Genomic DNA, 15,761 nt, shown 5'->3' on the forward strand with positions numbered 1-15,761 from the left:
GAGCTAAAAACCTTAAATTATACTATCAGTGTAAGAATGGAATTACAGATGAAAGGTTAAATTGCTTTATATCAGAATTCTTGTCTAATAGTACAAAATATCTATTAGATCTCAATCTTATAGATCTCGACGGCGTTGTTTAGAAAGACAACACCAAGTACACTTAAATTTTCAATAAATTCTAAAATAAACTCATGAAAAAATCAGATTCCTTTTATAACTTAGAGACCATAGGAGGTATTTTATTATTTATTGCTGCAGTACTTGCAATAATTGTTGCTAATTCCCCTTATCGTATTGGTTATGAGAATTTTTTAAATATTAGTGGTAATGTCTCTGTTGGAAGCCTATCTATAAAAAAGCCGCTCCTTTTATGGATTAATGATGGATTAATGGCTGTATATTTCTTATTGATTGGTCTTGAAATAAAACGGGAAATCAATCGAGGAATTTTAAGTAACAAAACGAATCTGGTGGTTCCTGCTCTTACAGCATTAAGTGGTTTGCTCTTTCCAGCATTAATCTTTGTTTTTTGTAATGCTCACAATCCCGTCTATCTTAAAGGGTGGGCAATCCCTACTGCGACCGACATTGCCTTTACTTTAGGGATAATATCTCTTTTGGGTTCTCGGGTTCCTTTTTCACTCAAAATTTTACTCACCGCAATCGCTATTTTTGATGATATTGCGGCCATTGTCATTATTGCCTTGTTTTATACCAAGAAATTATCACTACTTTCTCTATCACTGGCTTTTTTATTTACTTTGATTTTGATTGGCCTAAATTATTTTAAATGTCGCCGCATTTCAGTGTTCATGCTTTTTGGAGTCGCTTTGTGGATTGCAGTATTAAAATCAGGCGTTCATGCCACCCTTGCCGGGATTGTGATTGCCATGACGATTCCTGATGAGGGGAAACAATCCATGCTCACTCGTTTGGAAGATGGCCTACATCACTGGGTTGTCTTTTTAATTCTTCCCCTATTTGCATTTGCTAATGCAGGCGTTACCTTTATAGGACTTGATGTATCGATGTTTACTCATCCTATCGTACTGGGAGTCGGATTAGGATTATTTCTTGGCAAACAATTCGGCATTTTCATCTCTTTAGGTTATTTTGTTAAATTCAAGCAAATTCTTAAAGCTGATAAGGTGAGTCTTACTCAAGTTTATGGCATTGCACTCATTTGTGGCGTTGGCTTTACCATGAGTCTTTTTATTGGCACTTTAGCGTACCAAAATGATGATTCAAGTTTAATGCCTATGGTTAAAATTGGCGTGGTGCTTGGTTCTTTTATATCAGGATTAGCTGGATTTTTAATGTTAAAAAGGGCATCAATTAAACGTTAACCATAAAGTACTTTTTTATACGGACAAATTGATTTAATTAAGGAGGATAATCATGGAGAAAAAGATAGCTATTGTTACTGGGTACTGGTGGGATTGGAACCGCAATCTGTCAACGATTAGCAGCAGACTATTATGTCATTGCCTGCTACTTCAAAAATGGCAATCATGAAGAAGCAATTCAGTGGAAAAAGGCACAACAAAAAGCAGGATTTGATTGATATACTGTATGTGAATATCGCGCAGTTTAATAATTGTGAAAATTTGGTTTCGCTTGTCATGGAGCGCTATGGACGTATTGACGTACTGGTCAACAATGCAGGGGGACTCAGGATTCCAGTTTAAAAAAGATGTTGGCCAGAGCAATGGCAATCTGTATTGGATGCGAATTTAACCAGTGTATTTAACATGACGAGAAATGCCTTACCCGCAATGCTTGAAAAAGGATATCTCCATTTCCTCCATTAACGGGCGTAAAGGTCAGTTGAATGGCGGCCAGTACATGTAAGAGGCTCAAAAGCAATGGTTCAAACACGATGCTGAATCGTTGCTTTCTCCAAAAACCTTTTCAAGGAGGAATAAGTAAATGCAACGATTTCATAATATTTTATTCGTTAGCCATGGAGTGAAGGATGAAACAGAAGCCCTACAGTTGGCACTAAAATTAACTTCTAAAAATGACGCACAACTGCGGATCTTAATTACCTGCCCTCCTTTTCCTGACACACTGAGTGAGTATAAAACTTCTTATGAAGAGTCTCTAATTGATAAAATGAATAAAGCCATTCAATCTGCAAAATCAGGGCTTGGGTTTTCTAAAAAGAAAATCCCCATCGATATTGAAGTAGATTGTGGCACGACACCCGATATCCGAATCATTCGCCATGTTCTTAAAAACTCTCATGACCTTCTCATTAAAGCAGCGGAAACACCAGAGGGGACGAAAGGATTTAAAGCCCTGGATATGGAACTATTGCGCAAATGCCCTTGTGCCTTGTTTCTTTATCGCCCGCTGAAACACACCCTACAAGACATTCGAATTGCAGTTGCAATAGACCCCAAAGATGAAGAGCCTGCCGCACAAGATTTGTCGCTTCGTTTACTGGAGCTTTCACATTCACTGAGCACCTTTTATCAGGGGAAATTAAGCATTCTTTCTTGCTGGGAGTTCGTAATGGAAAATTATTTACGCGACAGTGTTTGGATAAAAATCTCTGAAGATGAACTCGAGAAAATGGTCGTTGAAGAACAGCATGCTCATAGTTTACTGCTGCGAGAATTAATTAATCGAGCGCAAATTCCTGCAGAATACCATATAGAACATCCCAAAGGGCAACCGGAAGAGGTTATCCCAGAAATCATAATTCATAAAAAAATCGACATTTTAGTAATGGGTACCGTCGCCCGCACTGGTATATCGGGATTTATTATTGGCAATACCGCAGAGAACATTTTGCAGAAAATTGATTGTTCATTACTGGCATTAAAGCCTCTTGGCTTTGTTTCACCGGTAAAAGCGTATTAATCAGGGAAAAAGTATCATGGCAGAACAACAACAAGACAGCCTCTCAGAACTATGCTGGCATGAGCAATCCAAAGAAACCATTTTTGCCACATTAAATACTACAGAACTTGGTCTAAGCGAAGAGGAGTCTCAAAGCAGATTAAAGGTTTATGGCTTCAATCGCTTACCAGAGCCTAAAAAAGCAAGCACTTTTTTTCGCTTTTTACTCCAGTTTCATAACATACTCATCTATGTGTTATTAGCAGCTGCTCTGGTGACTTCGTTCTTACAACACTGGGTAGATACTGCGGTTATTTTAGCTGTCGTTATCATCAATGCCCTGATAGGATTCATCCAAGAAGGAAAAGCAGAAAAAGCACTGGATGCGATTCGAAAAATGCTCTCTCCTACTGCTATGGTAGTACGGGATGGTGAACGACTGCGCATTGCCGGCGAGAAGCTTGTTCCAGGCGATATTATTGTGTTGGAAGCAGGAGATAAAGTTCCTGCCGATGTGCGCTTAATAAAATCTCATGGTCTTACTATTCAGGAAGCCATACTTACTGGTGAATCTGTCCCCGTTGAAAAACACATCCATCCTGTTTCAAGGAATGCTGCATTAGGAGACCGGTCGTGCATGGCCTTTAGCGGGACCCTGGTGACTAATGGCCAAGGCAAAGGGATTGTTGTAGAAACAGGCTCCACGACTCAAATTGGATGTATTAGTGGATTATTGTCACAAGTAGAATCATTAACTACGCCATTAGTTCTACAAATGGGGTTGTTTGCAAAATGGCTCACTTTATTCATTTTATTAATTGCCACAATTCTTCTTGGTTATGGTTATTTTGTCCAGCATCATCCGTTTGGTGAATTGTTTATGGTCATGGTTGGTTTATCGGTTGCGGCTATCCCTGAAGGTCTTCCTGCAGTTCTTTCAATTACCCTGGCTATTGGCGTGCAAGCCATGGCGCGACGACACACCATTGTACGACGACTACCTGCCATTGAAACCTTAGGCTCAGTATCAGTTATCTGTACCGATAAAACCGGTACGCTGACCCAAAATGAGATGACAGTCTCTTCAGTCTTAACCAGCAATCACTTGTTTATCTTGGATGGCAGCGGTTATGAACCTCAAGGAACGATTATGTTAAACGAAGAAGTGATTGATAGCAACGAGCATCCTCTGCTTAAGAAACTTGCACGTGCTGCACTGCTTTGTAATGATGCCACACTTCATGAACAAGAAGGGAGCTGGACTGTAGAAGGCGATCCCATGGAGGGGGCTTTACTCGCATTTGCCGGTAAAACAGGACTGATTATAAAAGAAGAAAACGCATCGTGGGTACGTACCGATGTGATTCCTTTCGATGCCAGACATCGCTTCATGGCTACCTTAAATCATAACCATTTAAAGCATGCAATGATCCTTGTAAAAGGGGCTCCTGAACAAGTTTTGAAGATGTGCCAAAATCAACAAACCAATTGGGGTGAAATACAGCCTTTAAATGAAATGTATTGGAAAGAGCAAATGGAGCAAATCGCGGCCCGTGGACAGCGGGTACTGGCGTTTGCAATCAAAAAAACAAAGCCAGAGCATACCGTTTTGGAATTTGCGGATGTGGAGGGTAGTTTGACGTTACTTGGAATGGTTGGCTTAATTGACCCTCCAAGGCCTGAGTCCATTGCGGCGGTGGCACAATGCCATGCTGCAGGAATTGCCCTCAAAATGATTACAGGGGACCATGCCAGTACCGCACTTGCCATTGGGCGGCAAATAGGACTTAAAAATTTGGACAAGGTATTAACGGGTATTGACCTGGATAACATGAATGATGCGACACTCAGAAATGCGGTATTGGATACCGATATTTTTGCTCGTACCAGTCCTGAACATAAATTAAGACTGGTTATGGCATTGCAATCGCATGGTATGACTGTAGCCATGACCGGCGATGGGGTGAATGATGCTCCAGCATTAAAACGGGCAGATGCTGGTATTGCCATGGGCAAAACAGGCAGTGAAGTTGCTAAAGAAGCCGCTGAGTTCATACTGACAGATGATAATTTTGCCTCTATTGTCGCGGCTGTTCGGGAAGGCCGTACCGTTTATGACAATCTTAAAAAAGTGATTAGCTGGACCTTGCCTACTAATGCGGGTGAGGCAATGACTATTATCCTGGCACTGCTCTTAGGCTTAAGTTTACCCGTCACGCCCATTCAAATTTTATGGATTAATTTGATTACTGCGGTGACGCTTGGTCTTGCTCTAGCCTTTGAACCTACAGAAGAAGGAACCATGCATCACCCACCTCGCCCTCGAAGTGAACCTTTGCTCACTGGTAGCTTGGTATGGCATATTATTTTGGTTTCCATTCTATTTATCTGTGGCGTTTTTGGCATCTATTTTTATGCACTGGATCGTGGGTATTCACTTGAGCTGGCCCGAACAATAGCGTTGAACACTCTGGTTGTACTTGAAATTTTTCATTTGTTTTATATTCGCAACATTTATACCACCTCACTTACATGGAAAGGGGTACAAGGAACCAAAGTGGTATGGATGGCAGTCATCGTGATTACTATGGCACAGTTTGCAATCACTTATTTCCCTCCTTTGCAGACACTATTTATTACTGAAAGTATCCCTTTTTGGGATGGGGTACTCATCGTTGTAATGGGTGTTTTATTTTTCGCAGTGATTGAAATTGAAAAGCAGCTTCGCTTAAGGATAAGCACTATAAGACATGTCCGTGTAGGAGAAAATACTCTTTATGGGGATAAGATCCTATGATGGATTGGTCATTAATACATGCTTCGCCATTTTATGAGTTAACTTCGCTTCTCATGATGGCAACCATTGTAGGTTTTTTCTGTTTGCTGCTTCGCCAGCCAATGATTGTTGGCTTTATTATAGTAGGCATACTTGTAGGTCCTGCCTTTCTTGGGATTGTCCAGTCCCATGAACACATTGAATTATTGGCTGAATTAGGAATTGCTGTATTACTTTTTCTTGTCGGTCTGAAGCTGGATCTTCATTTAATAAAGACATTAGGATTAGTCTCTTTGGCTACAGGCCTTGGACAAGTCCTGTTTACTTCCTTGATTGGTTTTTTTATTGCCAAATTCCTCGGCATGGATTCAGTCACTGCACTTTATGTGTCGGTTGCGCTAACCTTTTCCAGTACCATCATCATTGTCAAACTACTTTCAGATAAACATGAGGTGGATTCGCTTCATGGCCGTATTGCGATTGGATTTCTCATTGTGCAAGACCTGGTAGTTGTTTTGGCCATGATAACCTTATCGGCATTTGGTATTGGTCGTCAGGAAAACACCGCTGGTTTTACAACCCATATCGCAACGATCTTTTTATACGGTATAACGCTTTTAACCTTTGTTGGTGTATTTATCCGCTACTTGGCTAATCCTTTGGTTAATCGTATCGCTCATTCACCGGAATTATTGATTATTTTTGCCATAGCCTTTGCGGCACTCATGGCCACTTTAGGCAATTATTTTGGCTTTAGCAAAGAATTGGGAGGGCTGATTGCAGGTATCTCATTGGCTTCAACGCCAATCAGAGACACGATTGCTGCAAGACTTTCTTCTTTACGTGACTTCCTATTACTTTTTTTCTTTATTGCGTTGGGCTCGCAATTGAGTTTAAACCAACTTGGGCATCAAGTGACACCGGCAATCGTATTCTCTTTATTTGTCTTGATTGGAAATCCACTTATTGTTTTAGTCATTATGGGCGTGATGGGCTATCGCAAACGAACAGGTTTTTTAGCCGGATTGACGGTGGCTCAAATCAGCGAATTCTCCTTGGTATTTATGGCAATGGGGGTAACCTTAGGCCATGTTTCAACAGAGTCTCTTGGGCTAGTCACACTGGTTGGTCTGATTACTATTGCGCTTTCAGTGTACATGATAACGTATTCACAAACGCTTTATCGTTTGTTAGAACCAGCTCTGTCCTTTTTTGAACGTACAATTCCCTACCGGGAAAAGATAGAAATTAACTCTTTAAAAAACAAAAGCGACTATGACATTGTCATTTTTGGATTAGGCCGCTTTGGTAAAGCGATAGCCAAATTATTAATTGAGAAAAAAACAAATGTATTGGCAGTTGATTTTAATCCTGATGAAGTCAGAGAGTGGGAATTTAAAGGCTATGACGCAATCTATGGTGATGCTTGCGATATTGAATTTGTTGCTTCCTTGCCTTTAAATCAGGTGAAATGGATTATTTGTACGATTCCACAACACGTACTGGGAGTAACCCATCAAGATCCCCGAATTATTTTGACCGAAACATTAAAACATGCCAATATCTCCAGCCGCATCGCGGTAACCACGCATCACACTTCTGAAATGGAATTATTAAAAAACATGGGAGTTGATGTCATTTTTCAGCCCTTTCATGATGCAGCAACCCGAGCAGTTGAAATAATCATGGAGCAATTAGAAAGCAATTCAATAAAGGCCGGCAAATAAAACTTCAACCTCTTTTCTTAATCACGATGAAGGTGTGGCTTTTGGGGGAACAGCGAGCATATCCACATGGCTAAGATGAAGAATTCGTTTAGCAACACTCCCCATCAGTAAATAATGTAGTCCCGATTTACTCTGTGTGCCAAATGCCAACAAATCAGCGTTCCATTTCTTAGCTTGCTCAATAATCGCATCCGCATAGTAGCCGCCAATAATTTTTTTCTCAAATTTGCTTTTATCGATATGGCATTGGCTAAGGAAATCATCCAATTTTTCAAGAATATCTTTTGTTTTATGGTGTTTAGGGTCTACAAATTCTTCATCTAAATCACTTGGATTAAAGAATTGTCGATAATAAATATCAACGATATGTAACAACTGAAAAGTAGCATTAGGAAAGCAATTAAAAGTATATTGCACTGTCTCTTTACTTGCTTCTGAAAGGTCTGTTGCTATCAGTATCCGCTCATAAACAAAATCAGGTTCTTTTTTTATTAGCAGCACAGGAGCATGACTTTGTCTAATAATGGAGCCAGAAGTCGTGCCTAAAACGTAATCATTAATATAGTAACGGCCATGAGCGCCCACAACAATCAATTCACAATAATTTTCATCAGCGTATCTGATAATCTCATCAGAAGCCCTACCTAATACCACAGAAACGTCAGATAGTTTATTATCTTTTAATTTCTTTAAAATCTTCTCTTCAATTTCTTTTTTCTTAGACAAAAAATTAGGCTGTAATTCAGTTTCTGAAGACGGCACAACACTACTTAACGGTGGTGTTACCACATGGAGGAAATGAATCTTAGCCTGGTTTGATTTTGCTAAATCAATGGCGCGTTGCAAAGCCCAATCAGCATGTTTTGAGAAGTCGCTGGCAATCAATATATTACTTAATGTCATGGGCTATCCTTAAAAATAGAGTCATCATCCTTATCCTAACAAGTCGCTTAATTATAGGTGAATAAGCGAGTGATTATTTGATCGGATCAAGCTTTATAAAAAATGTATCATCATTTTCTAAATAATTAGTCCTAATTGGGTCACTTTCTTAAAAAATTACGTATTGACAAAGTTTATCCTATCACATCAAACTAATGGATTAAATTCAAGTGCGCAGGAAAATATATGGCAGACAAATTACGTGGGAAGGTAAAATGGTTTAACGAAAGTAAAGGCTTTGGTTTTATTGAAAACAGTGGCAAAGATTACTTTGTTCACTTTAGTGCCATTCAAAGTAGTGGCTTTAAAACCCTTCCTGAAGGTGCCAATGTACTGTTTAAAGCGGGTAAGGGACAGAAAGGACCTCAAGCGGAGGAAGTTGAGCTCATTTAATATAAATGAACGACTAATAGTTTGCTATAATTAACATATTTGATTGCGGGCATTGTCGCTATCTTTTGCTTCACTCAACCCCGAATATTATAACCACCATCTACATAGATGACTTGACCAGTGATGTATTGGGCCTTTGGGGATACGAGAAAAGCGGTCATTTCGCCAATTGCATCAATGGTCACTAACTGATGAAGAGGTGCTTCTTTGCACGCCTTTTCCATCAATTGGTCAAAGTCAGACAAGCCTGATGCTGCGCGCGTATTAATAGGGCCTGGCGAGATGGCATTGACCCTGATTTTTTTACTACCTAACTCCATAGCTAAATAACGCACGGTTGTTTCTAATGCAGCCTTGACTGGCCCCATCAAGTTATAATTTTTTACGACTTTTTCTGCCCCGTAATAGCTCATGGTGATTAGACTACCTCCCTCGTGCATCAGCGGTTCAGCCGCTTTTGCGAGCCGAATAAATGAATAGCAGGAAACATCCATAGCCATCATAAAGCCATCGCGTGAACAATCCACCACGCGGCCTTGTAAATCACTTTTTGGTGCAAAGGCGATTGCATGAATGATGAAGTCCAGTTTTCCCCAATAGGTTTCGATGCGTTGAAATAAATCTCCTAGTTGCACATCATCTCTCACGTCAAGCGGCATAAATATGGGGCAAGAAATACAATTAACTAGAGGTTGTACATATTCTTTTGTTTTTTCATTCTGATAAGTAATAGCAAGTTCATTACCTGCTTCATGCAAGATTTTGGCACATCCCCAGGCAATAGAATCTTTATTAGCTACACCAACAATCAGTCCTTTTAAATGAGTCATCTGTGTTTCTCCTTATGATTTTCAAGAGCTGATACCGTGTGCATCGCCATTATTTGTTCTTCATTAGCCTTAATAAGGCGTACTTCAAAGGGTCTTAAAAATTCAAGGTGACGTAGAATCATATCACGTATAAAACTTGAGTTTTCCCCAATTCCACCAGTAAACACAATGCCATCGACACCACCTAATGAAACTGCCATCATCCCTACAAGTTGCGCTGTTCTCATGCAAAAAAAATTGAGTGCAAATCGTGCTTTGGGTTTATTACTTTCTTGCAAAAGACGAACATCGTGGGTCCAATCTGATAAACCAAGTAGTCCTGATTGATTATAGAGAATAGACTCCACATCATCAGGAGATAAATTAAGTTCACGAATCATATAAATGACAGCCCCTGGGTCAAGTGCTCCACAGCGGGTACCCATCGGTAAGCCGTCAAGTGCAGTCATACCCATAGTGGTATCCATACTAATGCCATTGTCCATGGCGCATAGACTGGCGCCATTTCCCAGATGGGCCGCAATAATGCGCCCTCTTGCCAAGTCAGGTTCGTGCCGGCGTAAAAAATGAGCTATCCATTCATAGGAAAGACCATGAAAACCATAACGGCGAATCCCTTTATCACGGATGGTTTGCGGCAAGGCATATTCAGTGAATAAAGGGGCATGATGGGCATGAAAAGCCGTATCAAAACACGCTATTTGCATTAAATCAGGCTTGAGGGCGCTGAAAATATCAATTGCAATAAGATTATGCGGTTGGTGTAGGGGGGCCAGAGGGCATAAGTCCCGCAAATAGGTCATCACTTCAGGAGTTATAATGACACTCGAGGTAAATCTTGTGCCGCCATGAACGATTCGATGTGTCACCGTGTCAATCTGCCAATGTTGGTTTTGTGCTTCAATCCAATGCAGGATGAAATGCAAAGCTTTTTCATGGTCATAATCTGCAGAGAGCCCTATTTCTTCAGATTGATTAACCGCAAACTCTTGCCTTTCATTTATTGCTGCAAATAAAGGGTTACTTCCTAAATCAGATACTTTGCCATGTGCCAAAAGTTCCAATGAAGGCTTTCTTAAAAACACTTGAAATTTTACACTTGATGAGCCGGTATTAATCACCAGGATGCTGTTTTTTATCTTGTTTGTCATTTTATCTTCCCAGCTTTGCGTGCCGCGGCCATTTTAACTGCTAAGGCGCAGGATAGGAGTCGAGTTCGCAATGAATCAGCGCGACTCGTCAAAATAATGGGTACACGGGCACCCAATACAATACCGCCTGCATCGGCATGCCCAAGGAAAGTCAATTGCTTCGCTAGAATGTTACCCGACTCAATGTCAGGGACCAGTAAAATATCAGCATCCCCCGCGACCGGTGATATAACTCCTTTCTCGTCTGCGGCCTGCTTGTTAATCGCATTATCAAACGCTAAAGGTCCATCAAGAATGCCGTCGGTGATTTGTCCGCGGTCTGCCATTTTACACAAGGTGGCAGCATCGACTGTCGCTTGCATCTTGGAGTTCACCAGCTCTGTGGCCGCAAGAATACCTACTTTGGGTTTTTTATCTTCTCCGAACAAGACACGCCAAAGATTAATCGCATTTTGACAGATATCTGCCTTCTCAGCAGCATTAGGCGCGATATTGATGGCGGCATCCGTGATAATGATTGGTTTATGATAAGACGGAGCATCCATGATATAGGCATGACTGATACGGTATTTGGTACGTAAATTGGAGGTAGCAGGTACAATGGCTGCTAATAACTCCTGGCTACTCAGAGAGCCCTTCATGATGGCATCAATTTTGGCAGTTGCTGCCAACTCTACGGCCTTGCTTGCTGCAGCATCACTATGCTCTGTATCAATGAGCTCCCATTGGGAGATATCAATGTCTACTTCATGAGCTGCTACCTTAATTTTTGCTATTGGGCCAATTAAAATAGGAATAATTAGTTTAGCCTTCATGGAGTCAGCTACTGCTGTGAGCACATTGGCCTTTACTGGATGAACAATTGCTGTGCGGATGGCTTCCATACCTTGACACGATTGAATGATAGCCTGAAAGCGGTCATGGTTATGAATTTCAATATGTGGCAAATCAGCTCTTGCCACTCGTATTTTTTGTGTCGGTGCAAGTACCGTGGCCAACCCTTCAATAACGATTTCCCCACGTTGATTCACTCCCTTGCAGTCAAAGGTTACAATTGGCTTATCAGAGCGCTTATCGCGCAGGATTAGCGTGATGGTGATGTTGTCTCCAATGCGTACTGGTTTTCTAAATTTAATATCTTGCTCAAGGTAAATGGTCCCAGGGCCCGGCAAGACTGTACCAAGCAGTGCTGAAATTAATGAGCCCGACCACATCCCATGGCCAACAATGCCGCGAAAGATATCGCTTTTGGCGAACTCTGGATCCATGTGAGCAGGGTTCACATCACCAGACATGACCGCAAAAAGCGAAATGTCTTCTTGTTTTAATGTCTTATTTAAACTGGCCTGCTGACCAAGCATTAACTCATCAAAGGTAATATTTTCCAGAAACTCCTTATTCATTATCGTTCCTTTCGTTGAATTTTTTGTTACCGAGGATGGAGTTAATTATTTTTAAAATCCTCAATACCAGATTGATAGACATCTTCTTGAGAATAGTGGCTAATGCCGTGATACTGATATTTTTCAATATTATAGTTTCTACTGTTGGTAAGAGAATCTTCTGAAAACTGGGGAAATTGCTTTAAAAATTCTGCCTTAAACAAAGGCCAAAAGCGTTCATCCTGCCAACGAGAATAGGGTATAACCAAGTACAAATGATTGTCCAGAATTCGTGTTACTAAGAAATGCAGGTTATTTTCGGTCAATCTATCATCTAAATCAATATTGTATTTTCGAGAAAGAAAACCAACGATGCAATTACTATCAGTAATAATTTGATCGTTGTCCACGGGGGGAGCATTTTTAGTATCAATAATATTTTCAAGCTTGTAGGGAGTTTTAACTAACTTGAGGAAGGTATCAACTTGTAAGCCATAAGAATTATTGTCGGGTACACTAAAGAGCTGAGGATAGGAATATAAAGTGACCAGATGATTGTCCCGTTAAAATGTTGTTTAGCCGTAAATTTTATTACTGAGCAAATCAGCTCATCACAAATAAAGGATAATTGCAATAAAACAAGGCGAGTCTTAATTTTACGTAGTGAAGATTGCGAGATATAAATGTTTATTTGATGTACTTATTGTGAGCTAGAGTGAATTAATCAAGTTGAGTATTACGTATCGATAGCTCATTAACCCATTGAAAAAAGTAGATTGGGGTAGGTGAATTGATTAGAAAAATTATTAGTAGGATGGTATATGGAAAATAAATTATTGTGTTTACTCTCTTGGCACACCTCATAAGAAGTAAAATAATCTACAATAAAATAAACGGATAGGAAACGTCTATGCGCTTACTCTTTTTGATAGTTTGTTTATTGTGCCCTTTTATTTTGTTTGCTCAACCAATTAACATTGGGGTAGCAAACGATGGCCCACCTTTTGAAATTCCAGAAGATAATAAATCACATTTGTCTGGTTTTGAAGTCGATCTAATGCAAGAAATATGTCGTCGTGCTCAGTTTAAATGCCTTTTCAAAACTTTTACTTTCCCTGATTTGTTCAATGCAATATTAGATAACCGTATTGACTTAGCTATTGCAACTATTTCTATCACGCCAGAAAGACAAGAGAATTTTCTGTTTAGTCTTCCTTATCTTCCAGGCTCAGCACAATACGTCACTAACATATCAAACCCAATTAAAACGATTGATGATATTAAGGGTAAAAATGTTGGTATAGAAAAAGGTTCTATTTTTAAAGCCTGGGTTATGTCTCAATTAGGTCATACTACTCAAGTACAGGAATACAAAAACTTAGCAGAAGTTTTGCAAGCCCTTAATGACGGTAAAGTGGATGCGATATTACTCGATAGTGGCAAAGTGCAATACTGGGTTGCTAATAACAGTGATTTATTCAGGCCTGTGGGCAATCCAATGAGCACGGGATATGGAATCATGGCCAATAAGACTCAAGTTGAGCTCATTAACACTATTAACAAGTACCTTATTCAATTAGAAAATGACGGTACTTATTTAAAATTGTATCAACGTTATTTTGATTAAGTATCTTTAAAGATGAACCGTTACAACTAGGCTGATTTGTATTTTTGATGTACAATATGTTAATTTTTATTGCCTTCATGGGTAAACGTGCACGCTGATTCAGCAACAAAACCTTTTCAATGGGTATGCAGTCTTTATTTTTTCCAAAGTATACCCTTTGTAGTGGTCAGTTTAATTACTACTATCATTTATCAGCAATTAGGTTTTCAAAATGATAAGATCACCCTATGGGCGAGTTTGCTGATGCTCCCATGGGCTATCAAGCCCTTCTTTGCCCCATTCTTGGAAATCATTGCTACCAAAAAAAAGTTAACGATAACTACTCAAGCATTGCTATCGCTATTATTTCTGGTGTTAGCACTTAGTTCAGATAGCCGTTATTTTTTAGTATTAAGTTCTGTGTGCTTTGTTGGGATAGCCTTCGTTTCATCGCTTCATGATATTGTTTCTGATGGCGTCTATATTCTTAATTTAAAAGAAGAAGAACAAAAACGCTACGTGGCAATACGTAGTTTCTTCTATCAGATGGGACGTCTGGTGATTAAGGGGTTTTTACTCACATCAATTGCGCAAATAGCTTTGCACTATCACTTTAATGTATGGCAAGTTTTTTTCTATAGTTTGTTTATGTTAGGTTTTTTATTAACGGTTTATCATGGGTTTAAACTTCCTGAAAAAGAAGCCATTAAGCCTAAAATAAAAAAAGAGTATGGCTTAATTTTAAGTGAACTTATTACTAATAAAGCGTTATACGTGCCATTGCTGTATATTTTTTTGTTTAACTTTGCTGATGCGCAGCTGCAAAAAATTATTCCTTTATTTCTTCTCGATGAAACAGGGTTAAATCTAAATTTGTCTCAAGTGGGGAAGATCTATGGAATCTTAGGGGGAGTGGCTTTAATGTTGGGAATTTTTGTTTCCGGCTTTTTGATGACGCGTTTTTCTCTGTCTTACTGCATAAAAAAATTTTCAAGCGTATTGTTTTTAAGTCCTTTGTTATTTCTTTTATTAACCTTAGGCGAGATGCATCCTGTTTTTATCTATGTTGTCATTGCGTTTTATCAATTTGTCCTAGGCCTTGCCAATGGTGCTTACATGGGATATTTGCTGTTTATCGCCAATAAAAACCATTATCCAATGTCAATGTATACATTTTGTACTTCAGCAATGGCATTAAGTTATGTGTTTTGGGGAGCCTTAAGTGGTATTGTACAACAGCAGCTGGGCTATAGTTTCTTTTTTATCTATCTTTTAATTATCAATAGTTTCTTAATAATGATGACCTATAGGATGATGAGTAAAAATGTTTGAGTTATTAGAGCAATTAGAGCAGCAATTGGTGCAAGCGAGTAGGCTAAGTGACTGTGACGAGGCACTGACTGCGTATCTTCTTAAAAAAGGGATCACTACGTTCTCATTTACTTATTATGCTTATCATCCTCACACTGCCAATAAATTAAAGTATGATATGTGCTCGGATAATTTTAGAGCGTGGCATCAGCATTATCTTGAAGAGCAATACAACAATATCGATAGTACTCTAAGCTTTGTTTATAACAATCATTTGCCAATTTATTGGAATTTAAAGCAGCAACTTGCTCAAGCTAAAAATGAGACTGAGCGAAAAATGCGCCAAGATTCGATTGATTTTGGTGCGAAAGAGGGGTTATCTATTCCTATTCATGGTCCTAAAAACAATTTTGCCATTTTATTATTAGTACAAATGCAAAAAGAACATCGCAAATTACAGGAGCCTCGGGAGCAATATGAGTTTTTTGTTGCAGCCCATCATTATTATCACTATATTCAGTCTCATCTTTTAGATGAAGTGACGGAAAAAGCCTCGTTTTCTCTAACACAACGGGAAATTCAATGTTTATTGTTAATCGCTAAGGATTATTCCGTGCAACAAATGTCGCAAACTCTTGAGTTGAGTGAAAGAACAATTAATTTTCATATCCAAAAGATCAATAAAAAGCTAGGTACCAAAAATAAATACCAGTCACTCGCGAAAGCTCTCCATCATCAATTATTGACCTTGTAATCCCTGTCAAAAATGACAGTGGTTAATAGGTATTCTAAA

General features: G+C 39.3%; 13 protein-coding genes and 1 pseudogene. 9 read left to right on the plus strand and 5 right to left on the minus strand.

Annotated elements, in window-relative coordinates:
* Positions 1-194: 194 nt before the first annotated feature.
* The 5 genes and pseudogenes from nhaA (at position 195) to Lbru_RS04815 (ending at position 7,353) form a co-directional block, all read left to right on the plus strand.
* Positions 195-1,349 carry a Na+/H+ antiporter NhaA gene (nhaA, locus tag Lbru_RS04795; protein WP_058441058.1) on the plus strand — a complete coding sequence of 385 codons (1,155 nt, stop codon included), beginning with the start codon at positions 195-197 and terminating at the stop codon, positions 1,347-1,349.
* 52 nt (positions 1,350-1,401) lie between these two features.
* Positions 1,402-1,848 (plus strand): annotated as a pseudogene (locus Lbru_RS04800) (SDR family NAD(P)-dependent oxidoreductase); the annotation flags it as partial.
* 84 nt (positions 1,849-1,932) lie between these two features.
* Positions 1,933-2,871, plus strand: a complete 939-nt coding sequence (locus Lbru_RS04805) for a universal stress protein (RefSeq protein ID WP_058441059.1) — start codon at positions 1,933-1,935, stop codon at positions 2,869-2,871.
* 16 nt (positions 2,872-2,887) lie between these two features.
* Positions 2,888-5,647 (plus strand): cation-transporting P-type ATPase, encoded by a 2,760-nt coding sequence (locus Lbru_RS04810; protein WP_058441060.1) that lies wholly within the window; start codon positions 2,888-2,890, stop codon positions 5,645-5,647.
* Positions 5,644-7,353: a cation:proton antiporter gene (locus Lbru_RS04815; RefSeq protein ID WP_058441061.1), complete on the plus strand. Its 1,710-nt coding sequence runs from the start codon at positions 5,644-5,646 to the stop codon at positions 7,351-7,353. The genes Lbru_RS04810 and Lbru_RS04815 overlap by 4 nt, the downstream gene beginning before the upstream one ends.
* A gap of 21 nt (positions 7,354-7,374) precedes the next feature.
* On the opposite strand, the gene Lbru_RS04820 is transcribed toward Lbru_RS04815, so the two are convergent.
* Complete coding sequence (locus Lbru_RS04820; RefSeq protein WP_058441062.1) at positions 7,375-8,256, minus strand: universal stress protein; 882 nt, start codon at positions 8,254-8,256, stop codon at positions 7,375-7,377.
* A 225-nt stretch (positions 8,257-8,481) separates the two neighbouring features.
* On the opposite strand from Lbru_RS04820, the gene Lbru_RS04825 reads away from it, so the two are divergent.
* Positions 8,482-8,688 carry a cold-shock protein gene (locus Lbru_RS04825; protein WP_006869518.1) on the plus strand — a complete coding sequence of 69 codons (207 nt, stop codon included), beginning with the start codon at positions 8,482-8,484 and terminating at the stop codon, positions 8,686-8,688.
* Between the two features lie 74 nt (positions 8,689-8,762).
* On the opposite strand, the gene fabI is transcribed toward Lbru_RS04825, so the two are convergent.
* The 4 genes from fabI to Lbru_RS04845 are packed head-to-tail and all read right to left on the minus strand — an operon-like array spanning position 8,763 to position 12,602.
* A complete protein-coding gene (fabI, locus tag Lbru_RS04830) occupies positions 8,763-9,518 on the minus strand; it encodes an enoyl-ACP reductase FabI (protein ID WP_058441063.1) in 756 nt (251 codons plus the stop codon).
* Positions 9,515-10,669, minus strand: a complete 1,155-nt coding sequence (locus Lbru_RS04835) for an acetate/propionate family kinase (protein WP_058441064.1) — start codon at positions 10,667-10,669, stop codon at positions 9,515-9,517. The genes fabI and Lbru_RS04835 overlap by 4 nt, the downstream gene beginning before the upstream one ends.
* Positions 10,666-12,072, minus strand: a complete 1,407-nt coding sequence (locus tag Lbru_RS04840) for a bifunctional enoyl-CoA hydratase/phosphate acetyltransferase (protein ID WP_058441065.1) — start codon at positions 12,070-12,072, stop codon at positions 10,666-10,668. Before Lbru_RS04840 ends, Lbru_RS04835 begins: the two co-directional genes overlap by 4 nt.
* A gap of 41 nt (positions 12,073-12,113) precedes the next feature.
* Positions 12,114-12,602 (minus strand): thioredoxin domain-containing protein, encoded by a 489-nt coding sequence (locus Lbru_RS04845; RefSeq protein WP_083500825.1) that lies wholly within the window; start codon positions 12,600-12,602, stop codon positions 12,114-12,116.
* 359 nt (positions 12,603-12,961) lie between these two features.
* Here Lbru_RS04845 and Lbru_RS04850 point away from each other — a divergent pair, with 359 nt between their 5' ends.
* The 3 genes from Lbru_RS04850 to Lbru_RS04860 all read left to right on the plus strand — a co-directional run bounded on the left by Lbru_RS04850 (position 12,962) and on the right by Lbru_RS04860 (position 15,722).
* Positions 12,962-13,678: a transporter substrate-binding domain-containing protein gene (locus Lbru_RS04850; protein WP_058441067.1), complete on the plus strand. Its 717-nt coding sequence runs from the start codon at positions 12,962-12,964 to the stop codon at positions 13,676-13,678.
* Positions 13,679-13,765: 87 nt separating this feature from the next.
* Positions 13,766-14,989, plus strand: a complete 1,224-nt coding sequence (locus tag Lbru_RS04855; protein ID WP_058441068.1) for an MFS transporter — start codon at positions 13,766-13,768, stop codon at positions 14,987-14,989.
* A complete protein-coding gene (locus Lbru_RS04860; protein WP_058441069.1) occupies positions 14,982-15,722 on the plus strand; it encodes a helix-turn-helix transcriptional regulator in 741 nt (246 codons plus the stop codon). The genes Lbru_RS04855 and Lbru_RS04860 overlap by 8 nt, the downstream gene beginning before the upstream one ends.
* Positions 15,723-15,761: the final 39 nt, after the last annotated feature.

Source organism: Legionella brunensis (genome assembly GCF_001467025.1).
In the GTDB taxonomy this organism is placed as follows: Bacteria; Pseudomonadota; Gammaproteobacteria; order Legionellales; family Legionellaceae; genus Tatlockia; species Tatlockia brunensis.